This is a genomic window from Mitsuaria sp. MSU3D (assembly GCF_056867975.1).
The window spans coordinates 3,397,457-3,421,540 of the sequence record NZ_CP200314.1; the positions used below are offsets into that span (position 1 = coordinate 3,397,457).

25 protein-coding genes are annotated in these 24,084 nt (G+C 63.7%); 5 read left to right on the forward strand and 20 right to left on the reverse strand.

From position 1 onward, the window contains the following. Window positions 1–194: 194 nt before the first annotated feature. The 3 genes from AC1VNM_RS14765 to AC1VNM_RS14775 are packed head-to-tail and all read right to left on the reverse strand — an operon-like array spanning window position 195 to window position 2,128. Window positions 195–758 (reverse strand): SMI1/KNR4 family protein, encoded by a 564-nt coding sequence (locus AC1VNM_RS14765; RefSeq protein ID WP_483109283.1) that lies wholly within the window; start codon window positions 756–758, stop codon window positions 195–197. Between the two features lie 55 nt (window positions 759–813). After that, window positions 814–1,191 (reverse strand): hypothetical protein, encoded by a 378-nt coding sequence (locus AC1VNM_RS14770; protein ID WP_483107403.1) that lies wholly within the window; start codon window positions 1,189–1,191, stop codon window positions 814–816. 55 nt (window positions 1,192–1,246) lie between these two features. Further along, window positions 1,247–2,128, reverse strand: coding sequence for a hypothetical protein (locus AC1VNM_RS14775; protein WP_483107404.1), 882 nt, complete (start codon window positions 2,126–2,128; stop codon window positions 1,247–1,249). Window positions 2,129–2,322: 194 nt separating this feature from the next. Here AC1VNM_RS14775 and AC1VNM_RS14780 point away from each other — a divergent pair, with 194 nt between their 5' ends. From AC1VNM_RS14780 to AC1VNM_RS14800, 5 genes are all read left to right on the forward strand, one after another. Then, window positions 2,323–2,778: a GNAT family N-acetyltransferase gene (locus tag AC1VNM_RS14780; protein ID WP_483107405.1), complete on the forward strand. Its 456-nt coding sequence runs from the start codon at window positions 2,323–2,325 to the stop codon at window positions 2,776–2,778. Between the two features lie 831 nt (window positions 2,779–3,609). Next, window positions 3,610–4,782 (forward strand): Fic family protein, encoded by a 1,173-nt coding sequence (locus AC1VNM_RS14785; protein WP_483107406.1) that lies wholly within the window; start codon window positions 3,610–3,612, stop codon window positions 4,780–4,782. 122 nt (window positions 4,783–4,904) lie between these two features. Further along, window positions 4,905–5,357: a hypothetical protein gene (locus AC1VNM_RS14790; protein WP_377161353.1), complete on the forward strand. Its 453-nt coding sequence runs from the start codon at window positions 4,905–4,907 to the stop codon at window positions 5,355–5,357. Beyond that, window positions 5,357–6,112: a 4-fold beta flower protein gene (locus tag AC1VNM_RS14795; protein WP_377161351.1), complete on the forward strand. Its 756-nt coding sequence runs from the start codon at window positions 5,357–5,359 to the stop codon at window positions 6,110–6,112. Before AC1VNM_RS14790 ends, AC1VNM_RS14795 begins: the two co-directional genes overlap by 1 nt. A 66-nt stretch (window positions 6,113–6,178) precedes the next feature. After that, complete coding sequence (locus AC1VNM_RS14800) at window positions 6,179–6,835, forward strand: hypothetical protein (RefSeq protein WP_483107407.1); 657 nt, start codon at window positions 6,179–6,181, stop codon at window positions 6,833–6,835. 122 nt (window positions 6,836–6,957) lie between these two features. Here AC1VNM_RS14800 and AC1VNM_RS14805 read toward each other — a convergent pair whose 3' ends face one another. From AC1VNM_RS14805 to flhD (AC1VNM_RS14885), 17 genes are all read right to left on the reverse strand, one after another. After that, window positions 6,958–7,434 (reverse strand): hypothetical protein, encoded by a 477-nt coding sequence (locus AC1VNM_RS14805; RefSeq protein ID WP_483107408.1) that lies wholly within the window; start codon window positions 7,432–7,434, stop codon window positions 6,958–6,960. Window positions 7,435–8,054: 620 nt separating this feature from the next. Then, window positions 8,055–9,236 carry a methyl-accepting chemotaxis protein gene (locus AC1VNM_RS14810; RefSeq protein ID WP_483107409.1) on the reverse strand — a complete coding sequence of 394 codons (1,182 nt, stop codon included), beginning with the start codon at window positions 9,234–9,236 and terminating at the stop codon, window positions 8,055–8,057. A 253-nt stretch (window positions 9,237–9,489) separates the two neighbouring features. After that, on the reverse strand, window positions 9,490–10,203 hold the full coding sequence (locus AC1VNM_RS14815; RefSeq protein WP_377161343.1) for an RNA polymerase sigma factor FliA: 714 nt from the start codon (window positions 10,201–10,203) through the stop codon (window positions 9,490–9,492). A 21-nt stretch (window positions 10,204–10,224) separates the two neighbouring features. Continuing rightward, the gene (locus AC1VNM_RS14820) at window positions 10,225–11,046 is read right to left on the reverse strand and encodes a MinD/ParA family ATP-binding protein (protein WP_483107410.1); all 822 of its coding nucleotides are present in this window, start codon (window positions 11,044–11,046) and stop codon (window positions 10,225–10,227) included. A gap of 319 nt (window positions 11,047–11,365) precedes the next feature. Further along, the gene (gene flhF / locus AC1VNM_RS14825) at window positions 11,366–13,093 is read right to left on the reverse strand and encodes a flagellar biosynthesis GTPase FlhF (RefSeq protein WP_483107411.1); all 1,728 of its coding nucleotides are present in this window, start codon (window positions 13,091–13,093) and stop codon (window positions 11,366–11,368) included. Then, window positions 13,090–15,192 carry a flagellar biosynthesis protein FlhA gene (flhA, locus tag AC1VNM_RS14830; protein WP_483107412.1) on the reverse strand — a complete coding sequence of 701 codons (2,103 nt, stop codon included), beginning with the start codon at window positions 15,190–15,192 and terminating at the stop codon, window positions 13,090–13,092. Before flhA ends, flhF begins: the two co-directional genes overlap by 4 nt. 282 nt (window positions 15,193–15,474) lie before the next feature. Then, on the reverse strand, window positions 15,475–16,671 hold the full coding sequence (locus AC1VNM_RS14835) for an EscU/YscU/HrcU family type III secretion system export apparatus switch protein (RefSeq protein ID WP_377161335.1): 1,197 nt from the start codon (window positions 16,669–16,671) through the stop codon (window positions 15,475–15,477). Window positions 16,672–16,839: 168 nt separating this feature from the next. Then, on the reverse strand, window positions 16,840–17,478 hold the full coding sequence (locus tag AC1VNM_RS14840; protein ID WP_082938636.1) for a protein phosphatase CheZ: 639 nt from the start codon (window positions 17,476–17,478) through the stop codon (window positions 16,840–16,842). Between the two features lie 16 nt (window positions 17,479–17,494). Then, a complete protein-coding gene (gene cheY, locus AC1VNM_RS14845; protein WP_067276146.1) occupies window positions 17,495–17,887 on the reverse strand; it encodes a chemotaxis response regulator CheY in 393 nt (130 codons plus the stop codon). 73 nt (window positions 17,888–17,960) lie between these two features. Continuing rightward, entirely contained in the window at window positions 17,961–18,908 is a 948-nt protein-coding gene (gene motB / locus AC1VNM_RS14850; RefSeq protein WP_377161332.1) for a flagellar motor protein MotB, read from the reverse strand. A gap of 15 nt (window positions 18,909–18,923) precedes the next feature. Further along, window positions 18,924–19,781 carry a flagellar motor stator protein MotA gene (gene motA, locus AC1VNM_RS14855; protein WP_088403404.1) on the reverse strand — a complete coding sequence of 286 codons (858 nt, stop codon included), beginning with the start codon at window positions 19,779–19,781 and terminating at the stop codon, window positions 18,924–18,926. Window positions 19,782–19,957: 176 nt separating this feature from the next. Continuing rightward, on the reverse strand, window positions 19,958–20,716 hold the full coding sequence (locus AC1VNM_RS14860; RefSeq protein ID WP_483107413.1) for a class I SAM-dependent methyltransferase: 759 nt from the start codon (window positions 20,714–20,716) through the stop codon (window positions 19,958–19,960). A gap of 10 nt (window positions 20,717–20,726) precedes the next feature. After that, entirely contained in the window at window positions 20,727–21,263 is a 537-nt protein-coding gene (gene flhC / locus AC1VNM_RS14865) for a flagellar transcriptional regulator FlhC (RefSeq protein ID WP_067276156.1), read from the reverse strand. 56 nt (window positions 21,264–21,319) lie between these two features. Continuing rightward, complete coding sequence (flhD, locus tag AC1VNM_RS14870) at window positions 21,320–21,643, reverse strand: flagellar transcriptional regulator FlhD (RefSeq protein WP_377161327.1); 324 nt, start codon at window positions 21,641–21,643, stop codon at window positions 21,320–21,322. A gap of 189 nt (window positions 21,644–21,832) precedes the next feature. Further along, complete coding sequence (locus AC1VNM_RS14875) at window positions 21,833–22,873, reverse strand: glycosyltransferase (RefSeq protein WP_483107414.1); 1,041 nt, start codon at window positions 22,871–22,873, stop codon at window positions 21,833–21,835. A 28-nt stretch (window positions 22,874–22,901) separates the two neighbouring features. After that, entirely contained in the window at window positions 22,902–23,438 is a 537-nt protein-coding gene (gene flhC / locus AC1VNM_RS14880; RefSeq protein ID WP_088403400.1) for a flagellar transcriptional regulator FlhC, read from the reverse strand. 76 nt (window positions 23,439–23,514) lie between these two features. After that, window positions 23,515–23,841: a flagellar transcriptional regulator FlhD gene (flhD, locus tag AC1VNM_RS14885; RefSeq protein WP_067276165.1), complete on the reverse strand. Its 327-nt coding sequence runs from the start codon at window positions 23,839–23,841 to the stop codon at window positions 23,515–23,517. Between the last annotated feature and the right edge of the window lie 243 nt (window positions 23,842–24,084).

Consider the following 24,084-nt stretch of genomic DNA (forward strand, 5'->3'; position numbering starts at 1 on the left):
TCAGCAGAACACCACCGCCGCCCCGGTCCGGATGGAGGCCTCGCAGGCCCGGATCAGACGGATGCAGTGGAAGGCCCCCTTGCCGAAGACCTTCCACTTGGGACCGATCTCCCAGTCCGGACGACACGGGAGTTCACCCGAGACGTCGAGGTGCAATGAGGGGCCAGGCGTTGCCCGTTCGCCCGCTGGCAGCGTCAGGCGTCCTCTTTGGGAACCAGACCGCCGTAATCGTCCGAGTACACGTACTCGCCGGCCAGGACATCCGATACGTACTGCTTCAGCCATGCCGCGAAGCTGTTCCCCAGGATCTCCCGCTCGCTCGAGTCGTGCCACATGGTGATGACCTGGCCGACCTGCCCGGCCTCATCCGGCGCGAGGTCGAGGCAATAGTGATCGCCTGCGCCGTTGTAGGTGAAAGGGATCCAGCGCGCGTTCCACCAGTCGTTGCGGATGCCCTCTTCCGGTTCGGACTCGATGCCCTCGAAGTCCCCCGAGTCGAGCAGTTCTTTCCAGACCGTCCATTGGTCCAGGATGGCGGAGGTGGGCAGGAAGTCGGCGTTGTCGAACAGGCCGCCGGCCGAGTCCGACTGCCCGTTGTGGATCTTCAGGCAGTCGATGAAGTCTTGAGGAAGCCGAGCGCCGAGCGCCTGCTCCAGCGCGGAGATCTCTTCGTCCGTCGCGGGCGGGTTGAGGGAAGCGAGCCCCTCCGGCCAATTGGCGGCGAGCCAGTCCTCGAGCTGTTTCCAAAGATCGTTCATCAGTGCCACTCCTCCGATGCGCGCCCTTTGCAAGGGCCCGCGTGTTGATCCCCGCTCAGAAGTCCCGGTACTCCCCACCCGGCTCACCGTCGTATTCGTCGGGATCCACACCGCAGACTGCCGCGGCGTCGATGAACAGCGGGACCAGCAGCTCCCGCTCGTCGGTTTCGAGCAGGCCATCGTCGGCGGCCTCCATGACCTCATACAACCCATCGTAGAGTTGCCTCATCTCGGCCAGCACCAAGGCGTCCGTCGCCGGCTCCGGCAAGGCCTTCAGACGATCGAAGAACGCCTGGATCTCGGCATCGATGGCGTCGGTCGCCGCCTGCGTATGCGCCGAGCCTTCCCCCTCGCGCATGGACGTCCAGTGCGCTTCGATCTCGGGCCTCTTGTCGGCCAGCAGATCATCCAGCCGTTGATTGCGCTCGCTCATCGCTCCATCTCCCTTGGGGTTGTCACGCCGCCAATGGGCGGCGCGGGGCACTCTATCAGTCCGCGTTCTTCGCGAGGCGGGCGGCGAGCTTCATGAGCGTCGGCACGCGCTTCCTGCCGTGCATGGATCGCAGCCTCACCTTGGCCGCGCCGATGTCGATGCCCGCGCAGGTCACCACCAGCGGCGGCGTTTCCTCTTCGCGCATGACCTCGAACTGCGACGACAGACCCGGCAGGCTCTTCTTCGAGACACCGACAACGGGCACCCGGCCGCCCAGCGCCTGGTACAGGTGCTGACCGGGGCCCGGCGTGTCGTCGCCATCCAGATGGACGAAGCCGTCGATCAGGAGGAGCTCGGGTTCCAGGTTGTGCTCGCGCAGCAGTTGCGTCACGCAGGGCAGTTCCCGCAGGTCGAGTTCTCCGCGGACAGCCTTCTCGACATGAGCGATGCGCGAGACGTAAGTCTTCTCCGCTTCAGCGGCATCCCAGGCATCGAACGCCACGGCGGCGGCATTCGCCTGGGCGCCATCGAAATGAACAGCCACTACAAGTTTCATGCGGGGGATTATGGGTCGCGACAGTGCTCGCACCTGGCCATCAGCGGAGGCACTGTGCGGGCTCACGGGCTGATCAAGTCTGGAAACGAACTTCAGCCATCGGTACAGTTCCACCATGAAGGCAGGTAGCCACCTCGTCTTCACGGCACGATGAGCCACTCTATTGCACTTGACCCGAGTTAGATGGAAGCGATCAACCAGTTTGGCGATTAGGTCCGCTGCGGCACCGCTGGCAGCCCTCGAGGAGAGTGTGTGAAAAATCCAGAGCGCAGCATCTTCAAGCTTGCCAGCGGAGACATAGTCGTGTGGGTCGATCCAGCGGGAAGGATCTACATCAAGACTGTGGAACCACACGGCGATCCAGTTGAACTCGGAGAGCAAGAGGCGCTTGAACTGGCACGGCTACTGACGCAATTGGTTGCCGAGCAGCGCTAGTCGCGCCGATGGCCCCTGGCGCCCCTGGTCGGAACTCTTGTAGAAGCGGTAGCGGTCATCTCGTCATTGTTCCTGTTGGCCAGCATGGTGCGGTACCGCCCGCAGAGGCGATGCCGAGGCGAGGCACCGACAATGCCCGCATGGACACACCCTGGGTCATTCGGCGCGTCGCCCCTTCCGACGCTGATCAAGTCGCGGCGCATGGCTGCTTTCGCGAGGACGATGCCGAGCGTCGCCCCGCCTACTCGGCCTGGGTGAAGCCGCGCATCGGGTCCGGCAGCTATCTGGGCTGGTTCGCCGTCGACGACGGGATCGTCGTGGGGGGCGCCGGCGTGGTCCTGCTGGATTGGGGACCGACGCGCGGCAATCCCGACGGCCATATGGCCCGGGTCACGAATGTCTTCACCGCCGGCACCCATCGCCGCCGCGGGGTCGCGAAGGCGCTCGTCGTGACCGCACTCGATCACCTGCGCGGGCTGGGCATCAACGAGGTCCGGCTCGGCGCGACCGAGGACGCCCGGGAGCTCTACCGGTCGCTGGGGTTCACCGAGTACGCGGCGGAAATGAGGACGCGGTTGCAGACGACTGCAGGCTGAAGGCGGCGGAGTCTGCGAATGAGGCGGACTCACGCGTGAGCAATCGTCGGGTCTTCTCGGCGGTCGTCGGCGGTCGTCGGCGCCGTTCTATCGGTGTGCTTCAGGCGCCGCTGGAAGCGGCCCCTCCCACCCTGAATTCCGCCGCCAACCGCAGGTCCAACAGCCGGTGGCGTGCCAGGTCTTGAGTGGTGACGAGCAAACAGGACATGGAGGCTCGGTCCTGTTGCAGCGATGCCCCATCCTGTGATCGACAAACTCCTGCGCGACCTCCAGCGGAAGGCCTTCCAGCCTTGCGATCTCTTCGGCGTAGTTCGCCGGCGGCAGCGTCGAAAGCTGTGCGACCGTCTTGAGCGTTACGCCATGGTCAGCAAGGATGACTGCGCCGCATTTGATGCAAGGTTCGCGAGCTATGGACATCGCCGAGGGTTTGTGGAGGTGAGCGGCTGGAAGCCTAACCTAGCCAATGGTCCGCCTCCGGTGCAGGTCGAGCTCGTCGAGCGCGAGGACCGCCCCGCCCCCTGCGATCAAGGCCGATCGGCAGCATCAACCGGAAGATCTGCTTCGTGCCGACCAGCTCGGCAACGGGCATGACCTGACACGCACGACCGCTGACCTCACGGATCGACACGGGAAGACGCGCCGCTGGACGAGGGCCACGCCATGCAGATCTCGGGCGTCTTTTCGACATGGCCGCAGCCGTCCATTCAACATCCCAAAAATCTAAATTCAACATACCGACCGACAACGAAAAATCTAAGTCATTGTCAGCACGAAGAAATTCCTACAAGATTCAACATACCAAAAAGAGCGATTCAACTTACACAACACATCATGGCGAAGTTCGTCGACCATCCGCTGCGCCTGTTGAACCCCAACTTTTCGTCGCCACTGCTCGACGTCCTGACGGACCTGGAGCAACTGAGGCGGCTTGAGATCAAGGGATCGACGCCCCCGACGGTGTTCTTCCAACTCAAGCAGGTGTTCCATCTGCTGGAGAGCTTGGCGTCCGCTCGGATCGAGGGGAACCACACGACGCTGGCCGACTACGTCGAGACCAAGTTCGCCGATCCCAAGGCGTCGGAGCCCTCGCTGGTGGAAGCAGATGCCTTGCGAGAGATCGGGAACATCGAACTCGCCATGGATGAGATCGAGGGCGCCATCACGCCCGGATCGCCGGTCACCGCGCATCTCCTGCGCGGCTTGCATGCGATGACCGTTGACGGTCTCCAGCGCGAGGGTGACAAGACACCTGGCGCCTACCGCAGCGGCGCAGTGGAAATCGCGCTGTCGGAGCACGCACCGCCTGACGCGATGCAAGTCGATGCCTACATGCAGGAGCTCATCGACTTCGTCAACCGCGACGACCAACGCAAGTACGACCTCATGAAGGTGGCGCTCGCGCACCACCGCTTCGCATGGATCCACCCATTCGGCAATGGGAATGGGCGCGTCGTGCGGCTCTTCACTTACGCGCTGCTGATCAAGTACGGGTTCAGGGTGAGCGCTGAAGACGGGCGACTGTTGAACCCCGCCGCAGTCTTCTGCGCGGATCGCGAGAAGTACTACGAGATGCTGTCCTTGGCGGACTCGGGGACCGATGAAGCGCTGGAGGCGTGGTGCACCTATGTGCTTTCAGGCGTGCGGGATGAAGTGCGCAAGCTCGACCGCTTGGCGGACTATGGAAACCTCACCGCGGAGATCCTACATCCGGCGTTGGCCCATGCGCGAGCGCGCCAGCTGATCACGGCGCAAGAGGAACGCATCCTGAAGGTGGCGATCAACAAGAAGGTCGTGAAGTCGGCCGACCTGGCCGAAGCAATGCCCGGGATGAGCAGCCAGCAGCGCACGTATCAGATTCGCAGGCTGCTGGACAACGGGATGCTGCAGCCGACGCATCCGGAGGCGCGGCAGTACACGCTCGGGTTCAGCAACAGCATGCTGCTGCGAGGGGTGATCAGGTCGTTGACGGATCGGGGATTCATTCCGAGAGCGGTAGCCGCGTGAGATGCAATTAAGAATGTTGCGCTCAGGCCAACCCGGCAACAGCGGATCTCTATGAGCCAGCGCCAACTGGCAATACATTAATTCCGCAAGACGAAAAACACATCCGCCCACAGGAGCGCCACGTGGCAACCAGTCCGAATACCCCTGCTCAGCCGGCTGCACCGGCGACTCCGGCTGCGGCCGCAACGGTTCCACCAATTCCTGCATCTCCGCTTATCAATCCACTTGGCTTTATCCAGTCGAGTCTCGCCGGAGTCACGGTTGATGACCTATTGAAAAACAAGCCAGCGCTGACCATGCTGTTGCATGATCACAATAGACTCAACAACGAAAATGGCTCGTTGAAAAATGAACTCAATACTGCAAATACGTATGTCAGCGGCTATGACCACGCAAAAACAAGAGCGCGAACCGGCGCCGTTTTCCAAGCAGCAGCAGCCATACCAGTCGGATTTGCAATTAACATTCTGACAGGCGGGAATAATGCATTAGCAACCACGGGGTGGGCTATTCTTGCGCTTGGTATTGTATTTCAGATTGTCGGACTGTACTATGCATTTTGGGGAGACAATTAATGTCCGTGCGGTATATATTCAACACCAGCGGAGCATACGTTGCATTCGTACAAGGCAATCATCTATTTGATCCAAACTGCAACTGGATCGGCTTTATAGAAGATGGTGACGACGTATATAGCGCCGCCGATGGCTCTTACATTGGTACGCTATCAAATGATGACCGGCTTCTCGTAAATATGAATACTCAAGGTCATAGCCGCCTTCGGCCTCTACGGCCCATGAGGCCTCTTCGACCCATGCGCCCCATGCGTCGGCTTCGGATGCCCAGACTACCACGTGGGTTCAAAGATTACTTTGAAACACAGCTCCCTAAGCCCGCCGCATCCAAACTCTTAGAATCAATCACTAGCCTTATAAATTCTGGCCACATTCCGCCCGAAACCGCCGCCGATCTTCTTGCCAATATCGGCACTCGAAATTTCGCAGAAATATTGAGTACGGACTCAATTCTCGGAAGTCAATTAAAAACCCCAAGCGGAGTTTTTCTCGGAAACGTCAATCGCAACAAATTTGACACCGATTCTTTAATCAACCCTTACGGCGCGCATGGAAACCGGTTCGCCGCAGAGTCAATATTCAACCAATATTCTCAATATGGAAGCCCGTACGGGACAGAGTCGCCTTACAACAGATTTTCTACGACTCCGCCAATCTTTGTAAAAAATGGAGAGACATTAGGCTATCTCACAGTCAATCAATACCTCACCCCAAGGCTGGATCCAAACGATTTCATCACTTGGCTAGGAAATTGATGATTTAGAATTGGCCGGTCGAACCAATAGAAGACTAAAAATCTTGTTCGCAACCAAGGGGCATGCATGAGTGTTTTAAAGGAGTTCGAATACTGCGTTCCAGATTCACAAAAGCTAGCAGATTTGTATGGCATACAAATTGATCTGGAGCAAGCCGTACGTTTCAGCGACCTTCACATCGAGATCGATCCTACGGCGCCCGGCCTATCGACAGACGAAATTATGCGTAGGGAGCATACGCGACACGCTCTATGTCGAGCTGCATTCATAAGCTACGGCCGATGTTTTGGCAGCGGCGCTCGCAAGGCTGTCGACGCTAGCTTGATTGAACGATTGCCCTCTGAACTTCAGCGACGCCACGCGCAGGTCGGAGACTTACGAAACAAGTGGGTTGCACACTCGGTAAATCATTTTGACGATGTTCGAGTCAGAATCCAGGCGGTCGTGGAGGACAACGGCAACCAGAGAATCACTGGGGTTTCAATGGCCGCCAATCTGGTTGGCGGCTTCTTTCAGGCGTGGATGATTGCGTACAGAGAGCTTTTCGTCGCGGTGCTTGAGTGTGTTAAAGCCGATGTAACCATCGAATCAAACAGGCTTTCAGAAAAGGTGAAGGCGATGCCCGAGACAAGTCTTGCCAAGCTCAGGCGCGTCGATAACGAACCGCTCACGCGCAAGTCGTGGGACCCACATCAGAGCCGGGGGCGCTTCAAGGTCAATTAAAGCGACTTGCATGGATCCCTCGCGAGGCAATCAAAACAAAACGAGTGCCACACGCTCCCGCGTGGGCACTCGTTTTCTTTTGGGGGTCTGGGGTTTGGCTCGGGGTCTGCCAGTGAGAGACATCAGCTCGCCTGGATCGAGTTCTTCACCTGGCGGTTGTGGTCCTCGACGACCGCGATCTCCATGACTGCGAAGAAGCTGGCGATCTCGTGGACGAGATCGAGGGCGGTATCGCGGAGGCAGCCGTTGGCGCGGTGCTCGCTCATCGGGACATCGAAATCCTGCATCAGCGAGATCACTTGGGTGAGGCGTTCGCGGACGTTGAACATGGCGGTGCGGACGGTGGTGGACTGCTTGAGCACGAGCGGATAGCAGTAGCAGCTGCCGTTTTCGAGTATGTCATAGCGATAGGGATTGCCGGCGGCGACGCTGAGCTGCTCCAGGGTGCGTTCGGAATTGAGCTCAAGGGGCATGCGGTCGAGGAGCGGGACTGCCGGGGCGCCGCGGGCCGGGTCCAAGTCGAGGTGTTCGAGGGCCAGGAATTCGGAGAGACGGAAATTGCTTTCGGCGACGGTTTCAAGGAAGCGATTGGAGAGCATAGGATGGAGGTCCTTAACTAAAAGGCAGTTGAGGGACGACCACCTGAGCAATTGAATGCGTAGGGTGGGCGAGATGTCAAAACACGGATTTCCAACGTGCGATCCTCCTCGCGGAAAGATCCATCTCGCCCGCAGAAGCGGGACGATAATTTAGCGCGATAGCATTCGCTGGAAATACGATGTTTTGAGCATCTGCTTCGCAGTATGCAGAAAACCAACCGCAGCGTCGATTACTGGCTTTTGTTGGATTTTAAGCCGCAGTGACTTAACTCTTTAGCCTGACTCCCTAGAATCAGTAGCTACACAAGAGCCAGCCGACCGGGGCCATCCCGACCAGAAGGCCGAGAGGAAAATCGCAGACGTACCAACGACGCCTTCAGCCTTTCGAGGCATAACCGCTTTTAACCACTCGCTTAATGTATGAATTCAAACCACTCCCCGCGCGCGCAAGCCTTTACATTTCCGCGATATTCGCAGCTCCAGTAGACCCATTAGTATAGAGATAGGTCATCCCATCTCGAAACTAACCTTGATGGAACCCTGCCCAATCTCATATGCGACCACTCCAGAGTCACCGTTATTGTTGGCATATCTCTCCATGACGTCCTCCCTGTTAAAAATTAGAAATTGAACGCGAGACGCAAACCGCCCCAATGCCTCCCAGCAACGGTGACGGGTGCCGAAGCCTCCTTGAGCAGCACGAAATTCCCACCGCCCATATCCCGGCGGTAGGTTTGCAGAAGGAACGGTCGTTGATTCCGGGCTGAAGCCAGCCCTGTCCGGTCGTTGAAGATCCGCCGGTATCGGCTATTGGCTGTATTCCAAGCCACGTCGCCCGCGCGCTGGGGTTGGCAATAGCGCTTGTTATGCGTCGCCACGTACCCGTTGCGGTCCACCGCGATGCAGAACACCACCTTGTCCGAGAACTTCAGCATCCGCTCCTGGACCTCCGGGAACAGCTGATCCGCGATCTGCGTGAATCTCGTCGTGAACTGCTGCGGGTCGGTCCCCGCGATCGGCTGGTACTGCTCGTCGAAGAGCGCCGAGACGTCGATCCGCTTCTCCTTCACCGCGCGTTCGAGCAAGCCCGCGATCTCCGCCGACGCGCTCTGCACCGCCTGGATGTACGGCGAGTCCTCGACCTCGATGCCGCTCGACGCGATCTGCTCGATCATCTGCTCGGACAGCCGCAGGAACCGGTCGCTGCACGCGAACGCCGACTCCAGCTTGCGCATCGCCTGCTGGATCTCCACCCCGAGCTCTCCCGAACGCTCCGCCAACTGATGCGTCGTCGCCTGGCTCTCCTGCGCCGACTTCGCGATGAGGTCGACATCGACCTCCACATCCGCGAACGCCTGCAGGATCTTGCTCTCGCCGGCTCCTCCCGAGCCGTCCGCCCTCAACTCCCGGCTGAAGGTCCCGATCCGCGCATCCAGCGTCCCCACCGTGCCCATGATGGCCTTCGACGACGCCTCCACCTGCGCCGCCAGGTCCTTCACCGCATCCGCCACCACGCCGAAGCCGCGGCCCGCTTCGCCGGCGCGCTTGGCTTCCACCGATGCGTTGAACGCCACCAGCCGCGTCTGCAACGCGATCTTCGTGATCTCGGACGCCGCCCCGGACACCTGCCGCAGCGTCGCCACGATCCCGCCCACCTCGTCGCCCACGCCCGACAAGGCCGTGCGCGCGCGCTCCACCGCCTCGCGCGTCTGGTTCGTGCTTTGATTGATGCCGTCCTGCGCATGCCGGACCTGCTGCAGCTCCGAGCCCAGCGCCTGCATCGCCTGCGCCTGCGAGGTCACGACCTTCTGCGTGTCCTCCAGCAACCCGCGGACTTCGGCCGCGTCACGGCCCAGTTTGGAAACGCCGGAGGAGAGCTCCCGGACGACCTTCGCCGTGTTCCCTTGCATCGCCGGCTCATGAAAGCCGATGTCGGCTCCCCCCACCGACGCATCTGGCGCCACCTTCCCGGCGCGCCTGCGCCATGAGTCCCACATCGGTCGCTCCCCTCATGGTTTATGGACCACAAGAACTGCGGCCGCTGTGCGGCTCGTTTTACCAGTCGCGCAGCTTCACGCGCAATCGGGCAATCGCTTGACTGTGCAGCTGGCACACCCGCGATTCAGTCACCTTCAGCACCGCGGCGATCTCTTTCAGGTTCATGTCATGTTCGTAGTACATGGACATGACGTAGGCCTCGCGCTCCGGCAGGTTCTTGATCGCCTCCACCAGCGCCTCGCGCATGCGGTGGTCGCGCAGCATCGACATCGGATCGGCCGAATCGTCGCTGACGTGACGATCGAGGTAGTCGTCGCTGTCGTCGTCCCCGGAGATGTCCTCCAGATAGACCAGCTGCGTCCCGCGCACCTTGCCCAGCATCTCCTGGTACTCGGTCAGCGAGATGCCCATCTCGACGGCGATCTCGGACTCCTGCGGCGGGCGGCCGAGCTTCTGCTCGAGCTTGTGCACCGCGCTCTCGATCGAGCGCTGCTGGCGGCGGTTGCCGCGGCTCATCCAGTCGCTGCCGCGCAGTTCATCGAGCATCGCGCCGCGGATGCGCTGCGTCGCGAAGGTCTCGAACTGCACGCCCTGCGCCGTGTCGAAGCGCGACAGCGCGTCCGTCAGGCCGATCAGGCCGACCTGGATCAGGTCGTCCAGTTCAACGTTGGCCGGCAGTTTCGCGATCATCTGATGCGCCAGACGGCGCACCAGCGGGCTGTACTGGCGGATCAGCGAGTTGTTGTCGAGTTGACCCTTGGCGGTGTACATCGTCTCGTCTCCAATCCGGCGTCAATGCGCAGCGAGGGTCACGCCTTGCGGGGCGCGGCCAGCCTTGGGCTGCCACATCGGCCGCGGACGCAGCGGCATCGCATCAGCGGCGCTGTCGAGCGCCGCACCCGGTACCGAGGCCAGCAGCAGCTCGCGCGCCATGTGACGCAGCTCGTGCGTCAGGGGCGCGGAGACCGGCTGGCGGGGATCCATGCAGGCCCACTCGCGCAGCACCGCGCCGAGGAAGCCGTCGCCGCAGCTCGAGAGCTGCTGGGCGATCCGCTCCGCCAGGCGCAGCTGCGGGTTGCAGGCCAGCAGCAGGCTGTAGACCATCAGGCCCGCGCGCTGCGTCAGCCATTTCATGCCGGCGTAGGCGTAGGTCACGCTCTGCACGTCGGTGTCGGCCAGCAGCACCGGACGCACTTCGCGCGAGACCAGCACGCGGCTCAGTTCCGCGGCGCTGGCATGCAGCAGGACGACGTCCGCGAACGGCGCCGCGTCGGTCACCGCTTCCAGGAACTGGGCGGCCGAACCGTTGGCATTGATGTAGCGCAGCGGCAGTCCGCGCGCGGTGAGGAAGGACACCTTCGCCGACAGCGCCTCCACGCAGGCCGCGAGGTCCACCGCCGCGAGGTCCGACGGCGCCGCGGCCTGCTCGCCCGCGTCCACGACCAGCGTGTGCAGGCCGAGTTCGCCGAACGCCGCGCACATGCCTTCCAGCAGCGCGCCGCTTCCCACCACATGCGGATTGCTCACCACCGGCACCACGCGCACGCGCGCCGTGGCGAACAGACGGCGCAGGCCGTCGGCCTGGTCCTTGGGAGCATTGCTGAAGTCGCGCATTGGGCTGCTCTGTGTCTCTTGCGTGTTTCCGCTCCAGCCACCATGTCCCTCTCGAAAGGAACCGGCCATTGCTGGAGCCGTTACCGGAAGTTTCGCCCCGGGGGCCACTCCTTGACCGGGAATTGAAAGGGGGAAACACCCCGCTTTTCTCTCCTGGCACCCTCACCTCGTGGACCTCTCACACAACGACTTCGAGTCGTCCCCCGCCGCAACGGAAAAGGGGGAAAGGCCCGAGCCCTTCCCCCTTTCTAGAACTTGTGACCGGGTTTGGCAACTCCGGTCCCCCGGAAGCCCCTCCGGCCGAGCGGTCAGCCCTTGGTCAGTTCATCCCCATCGGCGAGGATGCGCCCGCCGATCCGGCCATCGTGCCGGCGGTGAAGATCAGGTTGACGTCGGAAGCATCCACGCGCCAGGCCGCCTGGCCGTGGCTGCGCAGCGCGCGCTGCACCAGGGCCTGCGACGACAGGCGATGCCAGTCTTCCGGCACGCGCTGGCCGTTGGTGACGCCCAGGACGCGCAGCTTGTGACGGATCACGGTGTCCAGCGCCGGGGCCAGCTTCACCGCTTCGTCCAGCTTGGACAGGATGACGCCCTGCGCTTCCGCGCCGCGCCAGGCACCGACCACGTCCTCGATCGTCTCGCCCTGTTGAGCGGCGTTGACGACCAGGATGCGCTTGATGCTCTTGTGCGCCAGCATCTCCAGCAGCTCGGCGGTCCGGCTGTCGCGCTGGGCCGTGCCGGCCGTGTCGATCAGCACCATCTTCTTGGACGACAGCAGGTCCAGCAGGTCTTCCAGCGAGGCGCGGTCATGCGCCGTGTGCACCGGCACGCCCAGGATGCGGCCGTAGGCGCGCAGTTGCTCGTGGGCGCCGACCCGATAGGCATCCAGCGTGATCAGGCCGAGCTGGCTCGCGCCGTACTTGGTGGCGAAGGCCGCGGCGATCTTGGCCGTCGTCGTCGTCTTGCCGACGCCGGTCGAGCCGATCATCGCGAACACGCCGCCTTGGTCTTCCAGGGCCGGTTGCTGCTCGGCGGTCTGCACGTTGCGCGACAGCACGTTGGCGGCCCACGCGTGGGAATCGGCTTCCTCGGTCGTCTGCGCCGGCAGGCCTTCGACCAGCTTGCGCACCAGGGCCGGCGAGAAACCGGCATCCAGCAGCTTCTGCGTCAGGCGGGCCTGCGCGGGCTGGCGCTGCAGCTTCTCCATGAAGGCCAGCGCGCCGAAGCGCTCTTCGATCATGCCCTTCATCGCGCGGAGCTCGGTCATCATCTCCTGCTCGCGACGCGAGGACGCCGGCATGTCGTTCAGCGGATGGTTGCCCATGCCGCCGAAGCCGTGGCCGATGCCGCCCAGGTCCTGCAGGGACTGCTGCTGCACGCGGATCTCGTCGCGCAGCACCGGCGGCACGACGCGCGGCGCGGGGGCCGGCGCGGAGTCGTAGGCACGCTCGTCGACACGACGGGCGCCCAGGGTCTGCATCGCGGAACGCGCGCGCTGGTCGCGCTGCGCAGCCATCGAGGCGACCGATTCATTCATTTGCGCATTGATCTGAGATTGCGAAAAGGCGGGCGCCGGCTCGTCCATCATCGGATCAGGCAGGCCGTTCATCTCGGCCGAGCGGCGCTTGAGCATGCGCTCCCGGACGTAGTCCTGGAAGGACAGCGTGCTCATGGCCATCGCATTGACGTCCTCGCCCACCGAGGCACCCGAGCCACCGAAACCGGGCTCCGCGCGCTGCGGGGCCGGCGACGCGGACAGACGCTGCTTGAGCGCCTGACGCGGTGGCACGTCTTCCCGTTGCTGCTGGCGCTGCGGCTGGGCAGCCGGCTGACGCGGCGCGGCGGCGCGGGGCGCAGCAGCGGCGGCACGCGGCGTCGAGGCGGCGACGCGCTCGATCTGCGACATGCCTTCCGGCGCCATCGCCAGCACCTCCACCCCTTCGGGGCAGGGCTTGTTCGAGAGCACGACCGCGTCGTCGCCGAAGGCCTGGCGGACCAGGGCCATGGCTTCTCGGGAATTGCGGGCGGTAAAGCGTTTGACGTTCATGCCGTGCCTCCGATGATGGAGCCGATGCGGATCGTGTGCGTTTCAGGAATCTCGCTGTGCCCCAGCACCTTCAGCCGCGGCGCAGCGCGCTTGAGCAGACGGGCCAGGGGAGCGCGAATCAGGTCGGGCACCAGCAGGCAGGCGGGCAAACCGCGATCCTCTTGGGACTGCGCGGTCTGCGCGGCACTTCTTGCAAGCGTGTCGGCCACGCCGGGATCCAGCGCCGCGCCGTGAGGCGAGTGCAGGGCCTGCGAGACCAGACGTTCCAGCTCGGGGTCGAGGGCGATGACGTCGAGCTCCTTGGCCGGTCCGTAGATCTGCTGCACGATCGCCGGAGCGATGTGGATGCGGATGCGACGGGCCAGCTCGGCGGGATCGGTCGTCTGCCCGGCGTTTTCGGCCAGGCTTTCCACGATGGAACGCATGTCGCGGATGTGCACGCCCTCTTCCAGCAGGAACTGGAGGACTCGTTGCAGGGCGGCGACATTGACCATCTTGGGAATCACGTCTTCGATGAGTTGGGGCGCTTGCTTGGTGAGGTGATCCACCAGCTGCTGGGTTTCCACCCGGCCCAACAACCGGGCCGCGTGAACTTGCAGCAAGTGTGAAAGATGCGTGGCCACCACGGTCGCGCAATCAACGACGGTAAAGCCCGCCATTTGCGCCATATCCCGTTGCCGCTCCTCGACCCAGACCGCCGGGAGTCCGAAGGCGGGGTCCGTGGTGGGCGTCCCGATCAGCTTCTGCGTGGCGTGACCGGGGTTGATCGCCAGCCACATGCCCGGGTAGGCCTCCGCTTCCCCGATCACCGCGCCGCGCAACGTCACGCGGTACTGGCTGGGGCGCAGTTCCAGGTTGTCCCGGATGTGCACCGACGGGGGCAGGAAACCGATGTCCTGCGCGAACTTGCGGCGCACGCCCTTGATGCGGCTCAGCAGGTCGCCTTCGCGGGTCTTGTCGACCAAAGTGATCAGGCGGTAGCCGACCTCCAGGCCCAGCGTGTCCACGGCGACGACGTCGTCCCAGGAGGCTTCGGCATCCGGGTTCGGCGCGCCGGGCACCGGGGCGGCGGCCTTGCTGCGGGTCTCGGCGGCCTTCGTGGCCTGCTCCTTGGTGCGCAGCCAGTAGGCCAGGTAGCCCAGGGCGCCGGCGATGATCATGAACACCAGGTGCGGCATGCCCGGGATCAAGCCCAGGATGAAGACGACGCCCGCGGTGATGGCGACGGCCTTGATCGAACCGAACACCTGCGAGCCGATCATCTGGCCGACGTCCTTGTCCTTGCCGACGCGCGACACGACCAGGGCGGAGGAGACGGAGATCAGCAGCGCCGGGATCTGCGCCACCAGCGCGTCGCCGACGGCCAGCAGGATGTAGCTGTCCGCGGCCTGGCCGGCGGACAGCCCGTGCTGGGCCACGCCGATGACGAAGCCGCCGACGATGTTGATGAAGAGGATCAGGATGCCGGCGATCGCGTCGCCGCGGACGAACTTCGAGGCACCGTCCATGGAGCCGAAGAAGTCCGCCTCGTCGCCCAGTTCGGCGCGGCGGCGCTTGGCTTCCTTCTCGTCGATCAGGCCGGCGGACAGGTCGGCGTCGATCGCCATCTGCTTGCCGGGCATCGCGTCCAGGGTGAAACGCGCGCCGACTTCGGCGATCCGCTCCGCACCCTTCGTGACCACGATGAAGTTGATGACCACCAGGATCGCGAACACGATCAGGCCGACGGCGAAGTTGCCGCCGATCAGGAAGTGGCCGAAGGATTCGATGACCTTGCCCGCGGCGCCGGCGCCGGTATGGCCTTCCAGCAGCACCACGCGGGTGGAGGCCACGTTCAGCGACAGGCGCAGCAGCGTCGTGATCAGCAGGACGGTCGGGAACGCGGCGAAGTCCAGCGGCCGCAGCATCTGCGAGGCCACCAGCATCACCATGATGGACATGGCGATGTTGAAGGTGAAGAACAGGTCCAGGGCGAAGGCCGGCAGCGGCAGCACCATCATCGACAGGATGATCATGATGGCGATCGGCGCCCCGAGCGCCTGCACGATGGCGGCGCGGGGTCCGAGGAAGTTCTGCAAACGGGCCATCAGCTCGTTCATCGGTGCTGCCTTCAACCTGTTGGATGCCGGAGGGGAATTCACTTGCCCGACACTGCCGTCGGGCCACGCCATTGTTCGGCGAGAGCCAGTTTTCCTTTAGCCGGATAAAGGGGGGAATTCCCCCCGGAATCGCGCCTACCTCGGCGCCACTCCGGCGCGCCCTCGCCAGAGGGGACCGGGCCGGTGCCCCCTTGGAGCGAATTCCGAGCGGCGAGGAGGAGATTGAGCGGAAAGGGGGCACCGGCCCGGTCCCCGCCCGCTCGGTACATCGAACAGCCGAGATCAGGCCGGCTTGCCTTCCGGGAACTGATCGTCCAGCTCCTCTTCCGGCGGCGTCCAGCCCGGCTTCTTGTGCGGGTCGAGCTCGTCGGGCACCGGCGGGTTCGGCACGGCCTGCGGCGAGGCGCCCTGCCCCTTCAGCGCGGCCTTCAGCTGATACACGTAGGCCAGCACCTGCGCCACGGCGCCGAACAGCGCGCCGGGGATCTCCCGGTCCAGCTCGGCGTGGGCGTACAGGGCGCGGGCCAGCGCCGGCGCCTGGAGCACCGGGACCTTGTTTTCCTTGGCGATGTCGCGGATCTTGAAGGCCAGCAGGTCCAGGCCCTTCGCCACCACGCGCGGCGCGCCGAACTTGGTCTCGTCGTAGGCGATGGCGACCGCATAGTGGGTCGGGTTCATCACGACCAGGTCGGCCTTCGGCACGGCCTGCAGCATGCGGCGCTTCACCAGCTCCCGGGCCTTGGCGCGCATCTTGTGCTTCATCTCGAGGTTGCCTTCGGCTTCCTTGAGCTCGTTCTTGGCTTCCTCGCGGGACATCTTCAGCCGCTTCAGGTACTGGTGGCGCTGCAGCGGCACGTCGATCACGGCGAACAACGCCAGGCACAGGCCCAGCATCATCAGCCCACCCATCAGCTGCTTGCCGGCGAAGGCCAGCGCCGACGGCAGCGGCACCGACATGATCCCGATGAAACCTGCGATGCGGTCCTTCAGCGCCATCGCGCCGACGACGCCCAGCACCAGCGACAGCGCCACGGCCTTCAGCGCCGTGGTCAGGTTCTGCATCTGGAACAGTTTGCCGAAACCGGTGATCGGATTCAGGTTCGTGAATTTCGGGGCCAGCGGCTTCATCGTGAAGTTCCAGCCGCCCGAGGCGATGTGCGCGGCGATCGCCGCCATTGCCAGGATGATCAGCGCCGGCAGGCCCAGCATGAAACCCTGCCAGGTCAGCGTCGACAGGCGCTCGGTCATCATGCCGGCGGAACGCAGCTGTTCGGCATCAAACCGCAGCGCACCTTCCAGCATGCGCTGCAGGGTTTCGACGGCGTACGGCGTCGACGTCGCGAACAAGGCGCCGCCCGTGGCCATCACCGCGAAATGCGGCAGGTCCCGGGAGCGCGGCAGTTGACCTTCCTTGCGAGATCTTTCGATCTTTTTCTGCGAGGCGGGTAAGTTGCGGTCTTGTGCGTCTTGATCGGCCATGGGTGGTCACGGCCCTATGCCGTGGCCCCGCCATTGTTTGGCCGGAGGGGGTTTCGCCTTGGCCGGATAAGGGCCCGAAATCGGCCCGACTTCCGATCTCGCCAACCCAGAAAGCAGAAACCCGCGCCGAGGCGCGGGTTTCGTTGCGGCCATGCCGGCTTCGAAAGATCAGAAGCCCAGCGAGGCCAGCAGGTCGTCCACTTCGGACTGGTTGGCCACCACGTCGGCGCGGCCTTCCGGGTTCACGACCGGGCCCTGCAGGATGCTCGGGTCGACCTTCTCGCGCTGTTCCGGCGGCACCACCGAGACCAGCAGCTTCACCAGCGAATCTTCCAGGTCGTTGGCCAGCGTCACGACCTTGGCGACCACCTGGCCGGTCAGGTCATGGAAGTCCTGCGACAGCATGATGTCGGTCAGGTGGGTGTCGATCTTCGACGTGGAGGATTCGACCTCCTTGACGAAGTTCAGCACCGCGCCCGACGCCACCGCGCGGACCGGGTCCGCGGTGATCGCCTGGGCCATCGCGTTGGCGGCCTCGGTGATCTTGGCGTGCTCGGCCTTGGCCTGGTCGACCGAGTTCAGCACCTTGTTGGCGGCGTCGGCGGTCTTGTTGGCGATGTAGGTCAGGCGGCTGCGCGCGTCGGGCAGCCCGTCGGTCGCGACCTGCAGCTTGGGCATCACGCCCAGCTGCTGCATCGTGTCGTGCAGCACGCGCGTGATCGTGCCGATCTGTTGGAACACCTCGGGCGAGACCGTCAAGGGCTCGTTGGATTGCGAGGTCAGTTTGGCCAGCTCTTCCATCTGCATGGTGGGACTCCCAGCGTCAGGCCGCAGCGGCCAGCTTCTGCATGATCTTCAGGACCTTCTCCTCCAGCGTGGCCTTCGTGAATGGCTTCACGATGTAGCCCGCCGCGCCGCTCTGGGCGGCCAGGACGATGTCTTCCTTGCGGGCTTCCGCCGTCACCATCAGCACCGGCAGGTGCTTCAGCGTGGCGTCTTCCTTGATGGCCTTGAGCAGCTCGAAGCCATTCATGTTGGGCATGTTGATGTCGCTGACGACGAAATCGTATTTCGCCTGTTTCAGCATGCTCAGGGCCTCGACGCCGTCTTCCGCCTCTTCGGCGTTGTTGTAGCCGATCTCCTTCAGCAGACCGCGCACGATCCGGCGCATGGTCGAGAAGTCGTCGACGATCAAGAATTTCATGTCAGTGCTCATGGCGTTCCTCTGAGGGGACTGGAGGGCTTAAGGCGAGATCTGGTTATAGATGACAGAACGTCGATCCGGAACGTTATCGGCCCGCGGGCGCGGAACTTGAGGCCTGCGGCGCGCTCGCCGCGGGGTCTGAAGTGTCCTCGTCCTCATCGGGCAGGTTCTTCAGCACCGCATCCTCGGCATCGCGATTCATCACGATGATGCTGATGCGGCGATTGACTTGGGCTTTGGGGTCTTTCGTGTCCAGCAGTTTGCTTGACGCCAACCCCTGCACGCGAAGTACCCGGGCATCCGGCAGACCGCCCGCCACCAGCTCTCGCCGCGAGGCATTGGCCCGGTCCGCCGACAGTTCCCAGTTGCTGTATCCACGCTCGCCCGCAGAAAACGGCTGTGAATCCGTATGTCCTTCCAGCGTCAGCCGGTTGGGCACCTCGGACAACACGTTGCCGAGTTCCTGCAGCAACTCGCGCATATACGGCTTCACCACCGCGCTGCCGCTGTCAAACATCGGACGATTATTCTCGTCCACGATTTGGATCCGCAAGCCCTCGCGTGTCATATCGAGCCGGATTTGCCCACCTAATGCCGCAATTTTGGGGTTCTCCGCGATGATTTTCTCGACCTTGTCCTTCAACTGCTGCAGGCGTACGCGTTCCGCCCGCCGCTGCTCTTCCTTGAGGGCCTTCAGGTTGATGGTTTTCCGAGGAGATTCGACGTCGCCGGCCTTGACCTGGCCGGTCTGGCGCGTCAGGTCCTGACCGCCGCCCTTGATGATGTGCGACGCGTCGCCCGAACCCGAGCCGCCGAACATGGCGACCTTCAACGGCGAGGCGAAATAGTCCGCGATGCCCTTCTTGTCGCCCTCGGTCGTCGAGCCGAGCAGCCACATCAGCAGGAAGAAGGCCATCATCGCCGTCACGAAGTCGGCGTACGCGATCTTCCACGCGCCGCCATGGGCGGCATGGCCGCCCTTCTTGACGCGCTTGATGATGATGGGCTGGAGTTTCTTGGCGTCACCGGCCATGGTGATTCACTCCGTTCACTTCTTCTTCACGTGGCCTTCGAGCTCGGCGAAGGTGGGGCGCTCGGTCGAGTACAGCACCTTGCGTCCGAATTCGATCGCCACCTGCGGCGCGTAGCCTTGCATCGAGGCCAGCAGCGTGGTCTTGATGCATTGGAGTTCCTTGCCGGCCTCGTCGACCTTGGCTTCGAGCGCGCCAGCCAGCGGCTCGGCGAAGGCGTAGGCCAGCAGGATCCCCAGGAACGTGCCGACCAGCGCCGAGCCGATCATCCCGCCGAGCACCGCCGGGGGTTGGCCGACCGAGCCCATGGTGTTCACCACGCCGAGCACCGCGGCCACGATGCCGAAGGCCGGCAGACCGCCCGCCAGGCGCTGCAGCGCGATCACGGCGAGGAAGGCCTCGTGGTGGTGGGTATCGATCTCGGCGTCCATCAGGGACTCGATCTCGTGCGCATTGAGGTTGCCCGAGACCATCATCCGCAGGTAGTCGGTGATGAACTCGGTGACGTGGTGGTCGTTGCCCACCGTCGGGTATTTCTGGAAGAGCGGCGAGCTGTGCGGGTCCTCGACATCCTTTTCGATGGACATCAGACCTTCCTTGCGCGCCTTCTGCAGGATGTCGTAGAGCAGCGCCAGCAACTCCATGTAGCGCGCCTTGGTGTACTTGCTGCCCTTGAAGCAGTCGCCCAGGCCCTTCATGGTGGCCTTCATGACCTTGGGCGGGTTCGTGGCCAGCATGCCGCCGATCGCCGCGCCGAAGATGGTGGTCATCTCGAACGGCAGCGCGTGCAGCACCACGCTGATGTTGCCTCCGTGCGCGATGAACACGCCGAAGATGCAGGCCAGTGCCAGCAGCCAACCGATGATGACAAACATGGAATTCGTTCCGTCCTGAAGTTGCCGCCGCGTCCCCTCGCGGTCCGGGCCATCTCATCCCTTATCGACCGGCTCCCCGCCCGCTTGAGCCCGGCCTGTGACGGCCGGTGTCTCGCGGGCGCCGGTCGGGCGTCGCTGTCTCGTGTCGTTCGACATTGATGAAGCGCGTCCCGGCCTCAGGCCTGCAGGTCGCGCACCCGGTAGGCGTAGAGCTGGTGGCGGGTGCCGGTATCCAGCTGCGCGAAGACGGGTTGTCCCGGCAGCGGGAAGTCCAGACTGACCAGCCAACTGCCCGGTCGCATTTCCGTGCGCACCTTGTCCAGCGCGCGCGGCATCGACTCGGGCCGCTGGAAGAGGTAGACCAGGTCCGTGTCGCGCCACGACTGGACCCACAGGTCGCCCCGGGCGATATCGGCCCAGGGGCAGCGCAGGCGGGCCAGCAGCCACAGGAAGCCACTGTATTCAATGCCCGCGAAACGCACGCCCGGATAAGCGCGGCGAAGGGCCACCAATCCGTCGCCTAGCCCGCAGCCGGCGTCCAGCACGCGGGCGCCGCCGTGCAGCTTCACACGCTCGGGGAGCGCGCGCAGCGCGTCGTGCGGTGTCGGGAACAGCGGGGCGTCGCTCCAGCCTCGGCGGGGATAGGCGAGCACCAGCACGCCCAGCGGGATCAGCCAGATCCAGGCCGGCAGGTCGGTACCGGTGAAGAGCAAGGCCATCGGAAAGCCGGCGGCGACGATCATGCGGCGCCAGGTCTGGCGATGCAGCCCGGCCAGAATCAGCCCGAGGCCCGAGGCGACGATCGCCGCCGGCCAATCGGGCCCGAACAGGCGCCAGACAACGAAACAGGCGGCCCAGCTCAGCAGCGCCAGCGTCGGCCAGCGTAGCGCGGAGCGAGCATCTCCCGAAGCGGCGTGGGGGAGTCGGGCGGCCATGACGGCGCCCTCAATGCATCTGAATGCCGCCGGCCGCCTTGCCCTTGCCGGCACGTGCCGGAGGGTTGCACAGGCCGCAGACGTAATGCTTGGCAACCTCGTGCGGATGGGTCACGAAGTGGCCGCCACACTTGCTGCACTTGGTCATCGTCAGCATGCCGTTGTCCACGAACTTCACTAGGCGCCACGCGCGGGTGACCGACAGCAGCTGCTCCAGGTTCTGCGCCGCGGTCTGTTCCTGGTACAGCTGGTAGGCCTTGATGACGACATCAATCTCGTCCATCTCGGCCACCTTGTTCAGGTATTCGTGGATGTTCAGGAACAGGCTGGCGTGGATGTTGGGCTGCCAGGTCATGAACCAGTCCGTCGAGAAAGGCAGTTGGCCCTTGCTGGGGCTCTTGCCCGAGACTTCCTTGTACAGGCGCAGCAGACGCTCGTAGCTCAGGTCCGTTTCCGACTCCAGCACCTGCAGGCGGGCGCCCAGGTGGATCAGCGTCACGGCACGATCGATCTGCTTGGCTTCGGTCAGGATGGACTTGGTGCGCATGTCGGTGTCTCCGGCTTCAATTCAGCTTCAGTTGACGCGTTGGGCGTCGATATAACTTAGGCGGCTTCCTGATGACGTCCAGCCATCAGGATGGAGGCGTGCAGGCGGGAGACGCTGTCGTTGGCGGCCGGCTTGCCGTGCGAGGTCAGCAGGCCCCACACCAGGTCGTCGTCCATGCGGAAGCGGCACAGCAGCGTGTTGCCCGAGGCGATCTTCAGCATCTGGGCTGCGCTCAGCGTGGTCAGCAACGTCGCGGTCTCTTCCGAGATGCCCAGGCGATACAGCGCCTGTTCGCGGTCGGCGCGGATCAGGCTCTGGGCCAGCATCAGGTACGACAGGTTGGCTTCGCGGATCTCGGCGAGGATTTGGTCGGCGTTCATCGTTCGGCTCCTGGAGTGTTGGGTGCTGATGTCGTTTTGTTTCAGCGTGAGACGAACTGTAGAGATGGCGACACGCAAGCAACATCAGGTCGCTTCCATCTCCGGGTTAGGGAGCGCGCCGACGCGCTTGTCAGATGAATTCCTACAAGATGCCAGATCAGCGCCATCCCGGCGCTGCTTTTTGAGGGATCACCGCGCCTCGCGCAGCCCCCTCGCCTCCTCCGGGCGCCCGGTGGCTTCCAGGAGCAGTGCCAGGTTGTAGGCGGCGAGATGACTGCCCCGCCCCTCGACAGCACCCGGTTGGTCAGGGCGTTCACCAATCTCCAGACAGCGACGCCAGGCGCCTTCGATCATCGGGATCAAGGCTTCGGCTTGCTGCGGCTGGTCCGCCGCCCAATCCAGCAACAGATCGCCCAGCGCGAAGAAGAAGTCCGGCGAGTCCCCGCATCGTTGCAACTGCGTTTCCGCGAAGACCAGACCATCGGCATGGCGCTTGAGAGACTTCAGACCGAAGAGTCTTCTCGCGACCAGATCGTTCCACCATGCAGGCGGCAGGGGCAACGAGGTCAAGCGGTCAACGGCATTCACGAACGCTGCTTCCGCATCCGCGAAGCGGTCATAGACCGAGAAGTCCTTGCCGAGCTGGTACCAGAGATACGGGTTGACGGGATCTTCATCGACCGCCGCACGCAACAGCCGCTCGTTGCGTCCCTGCTTCACGTGAAGTCGTTCAGGCAGGTAGCCGTCGTGCGCGACATGGATGTCGAGCGCCCTGACGGGCAACACATGCGCAGGCTGTTCGTGGATGCGGCCGGTGTAGCGAATGCGCCCCGGCAGCACGCGGCTGAGACGCGATTGCGCGGTGCCGCCGTCGAAATGGTCTTGAAGCGCGATCGTGCCGACAAACTCGGGGGCGGTACTGCGCAACGCCTCAAGGGCCGCACCACTGCCCTCCCCGATCAACCATTCATCGGCATCGAGCACGACGTGCCAGTCGGCGCCGGCCGCGTCAAGCGCCGCATTGCGCGCGGCGGCGAAATCGTCGATCCAGCGGAAATGCACGACCCGGGCGCCGGCAGCTTCAGCCAGACGAAGGGTGTCGTCGGTGGAGCCCGTATCCATGACCAGCAGTTCGTCGACGAACGGACGAACGCTGGTCAACAGCCGGCCGATCGTCGCCGCCTCGTTGCGGGCGATGACAACCAGGCAGCTGCGCCAGCGGGTAGACATTCGACGAAATGATCCTGACGCGATACGCTCAATGCATCTGGATGCCGCCGGCCGCCTTGCCCTTGCCGGCGCGCGCCGGAGGGTTGCACAGGCCGCAGACGTAATGCTTGGCGACCTCGTGCGGGTGAGTCACGAAGTGGCCGCCGCACTTGCTGCACTTGGTCATCGTCAGCATGCCGTTGTCCACGAACTTCACCAGGCGCCACGCGCGGGTGACCGACAGCAGCTGCTCCAGGTTCTGCGCCGCGGTCTGTTCCTGGTACAGCTGGTAGGCCTTGATGACGACGTCGATCTCGTCCATCTCGGCCACCTTGTTCAGGTACTCGTGTATGTTCAGGAACAGGCTGGCGTGGATGTTGGGCTGCCAGGTCATGAACCAGTCCGTCGAGAACGGCAGCTGGCCCTTGCTGGGGCTCTTGCCCGAGACTTCCTTGTACAGGCGCAGCAGACGCTCGTAGCTCAGGTCGGTTTCCGACTCCAGCACTTGCAGGCGCGCGCCCAGCTTGATCAACGTCACGGCGCGATCGATCTGCTTGGCTTCGGTCAGGATGGACTTGGTGCGCATTGGGGTGCTCCGGGTGCTGTCGGATGTTCTCGGGCGGCAATTTCTCTGCCTGAGGCAGTTGCCTGAATCTTCTGGATCAGGCAGCGGCTTCCTGGTGGCGGCCCGCCATCAGGATGGAGGCATGCAGGCGGGAGACGCTGTCGTTGGCGGCCGGCTTGCCGTGCGAGGTCAGCAGGCCCCACACCAGGTCGTCGTCCATGCGGAAGCGGCACAGCAGCGTGTTGCCCGAAGCCATCTTCATCATCTGCGCCGGGCTCAGCGTGTTGAGGAGCGTCGCCGTCTCTTCCGAGATGCCCAGGCGATACAGCGCTTGTTCCCGGTCGGTACGGATCAGGCTCTGGGCCAGCATCAGGTACGACAGGTTGGCTTCGCGGATCTCGGCAAGGATCTGGTCGCTGTTCATCGGGTGGCTCCTGGTGGATTGCGTTGCTGCGATGGAATGAATTCTGAAGAAACACCCATCCGTGCGACATCAGGGTGGCGCCAGATACAAGCTAGGGAGCGGGACGACCGCCTTGTCAGCCTGATTCCTACACGTTGCCAGCCCCCAAAGAGAAAACCGCCGTCCGAAGCCCGTGGTTGCGGGCTCGGCGGCGGTTTTTCGGGGAGACAGCCTGTCAGGGCCGTCCCGGCAACGACGAATCGT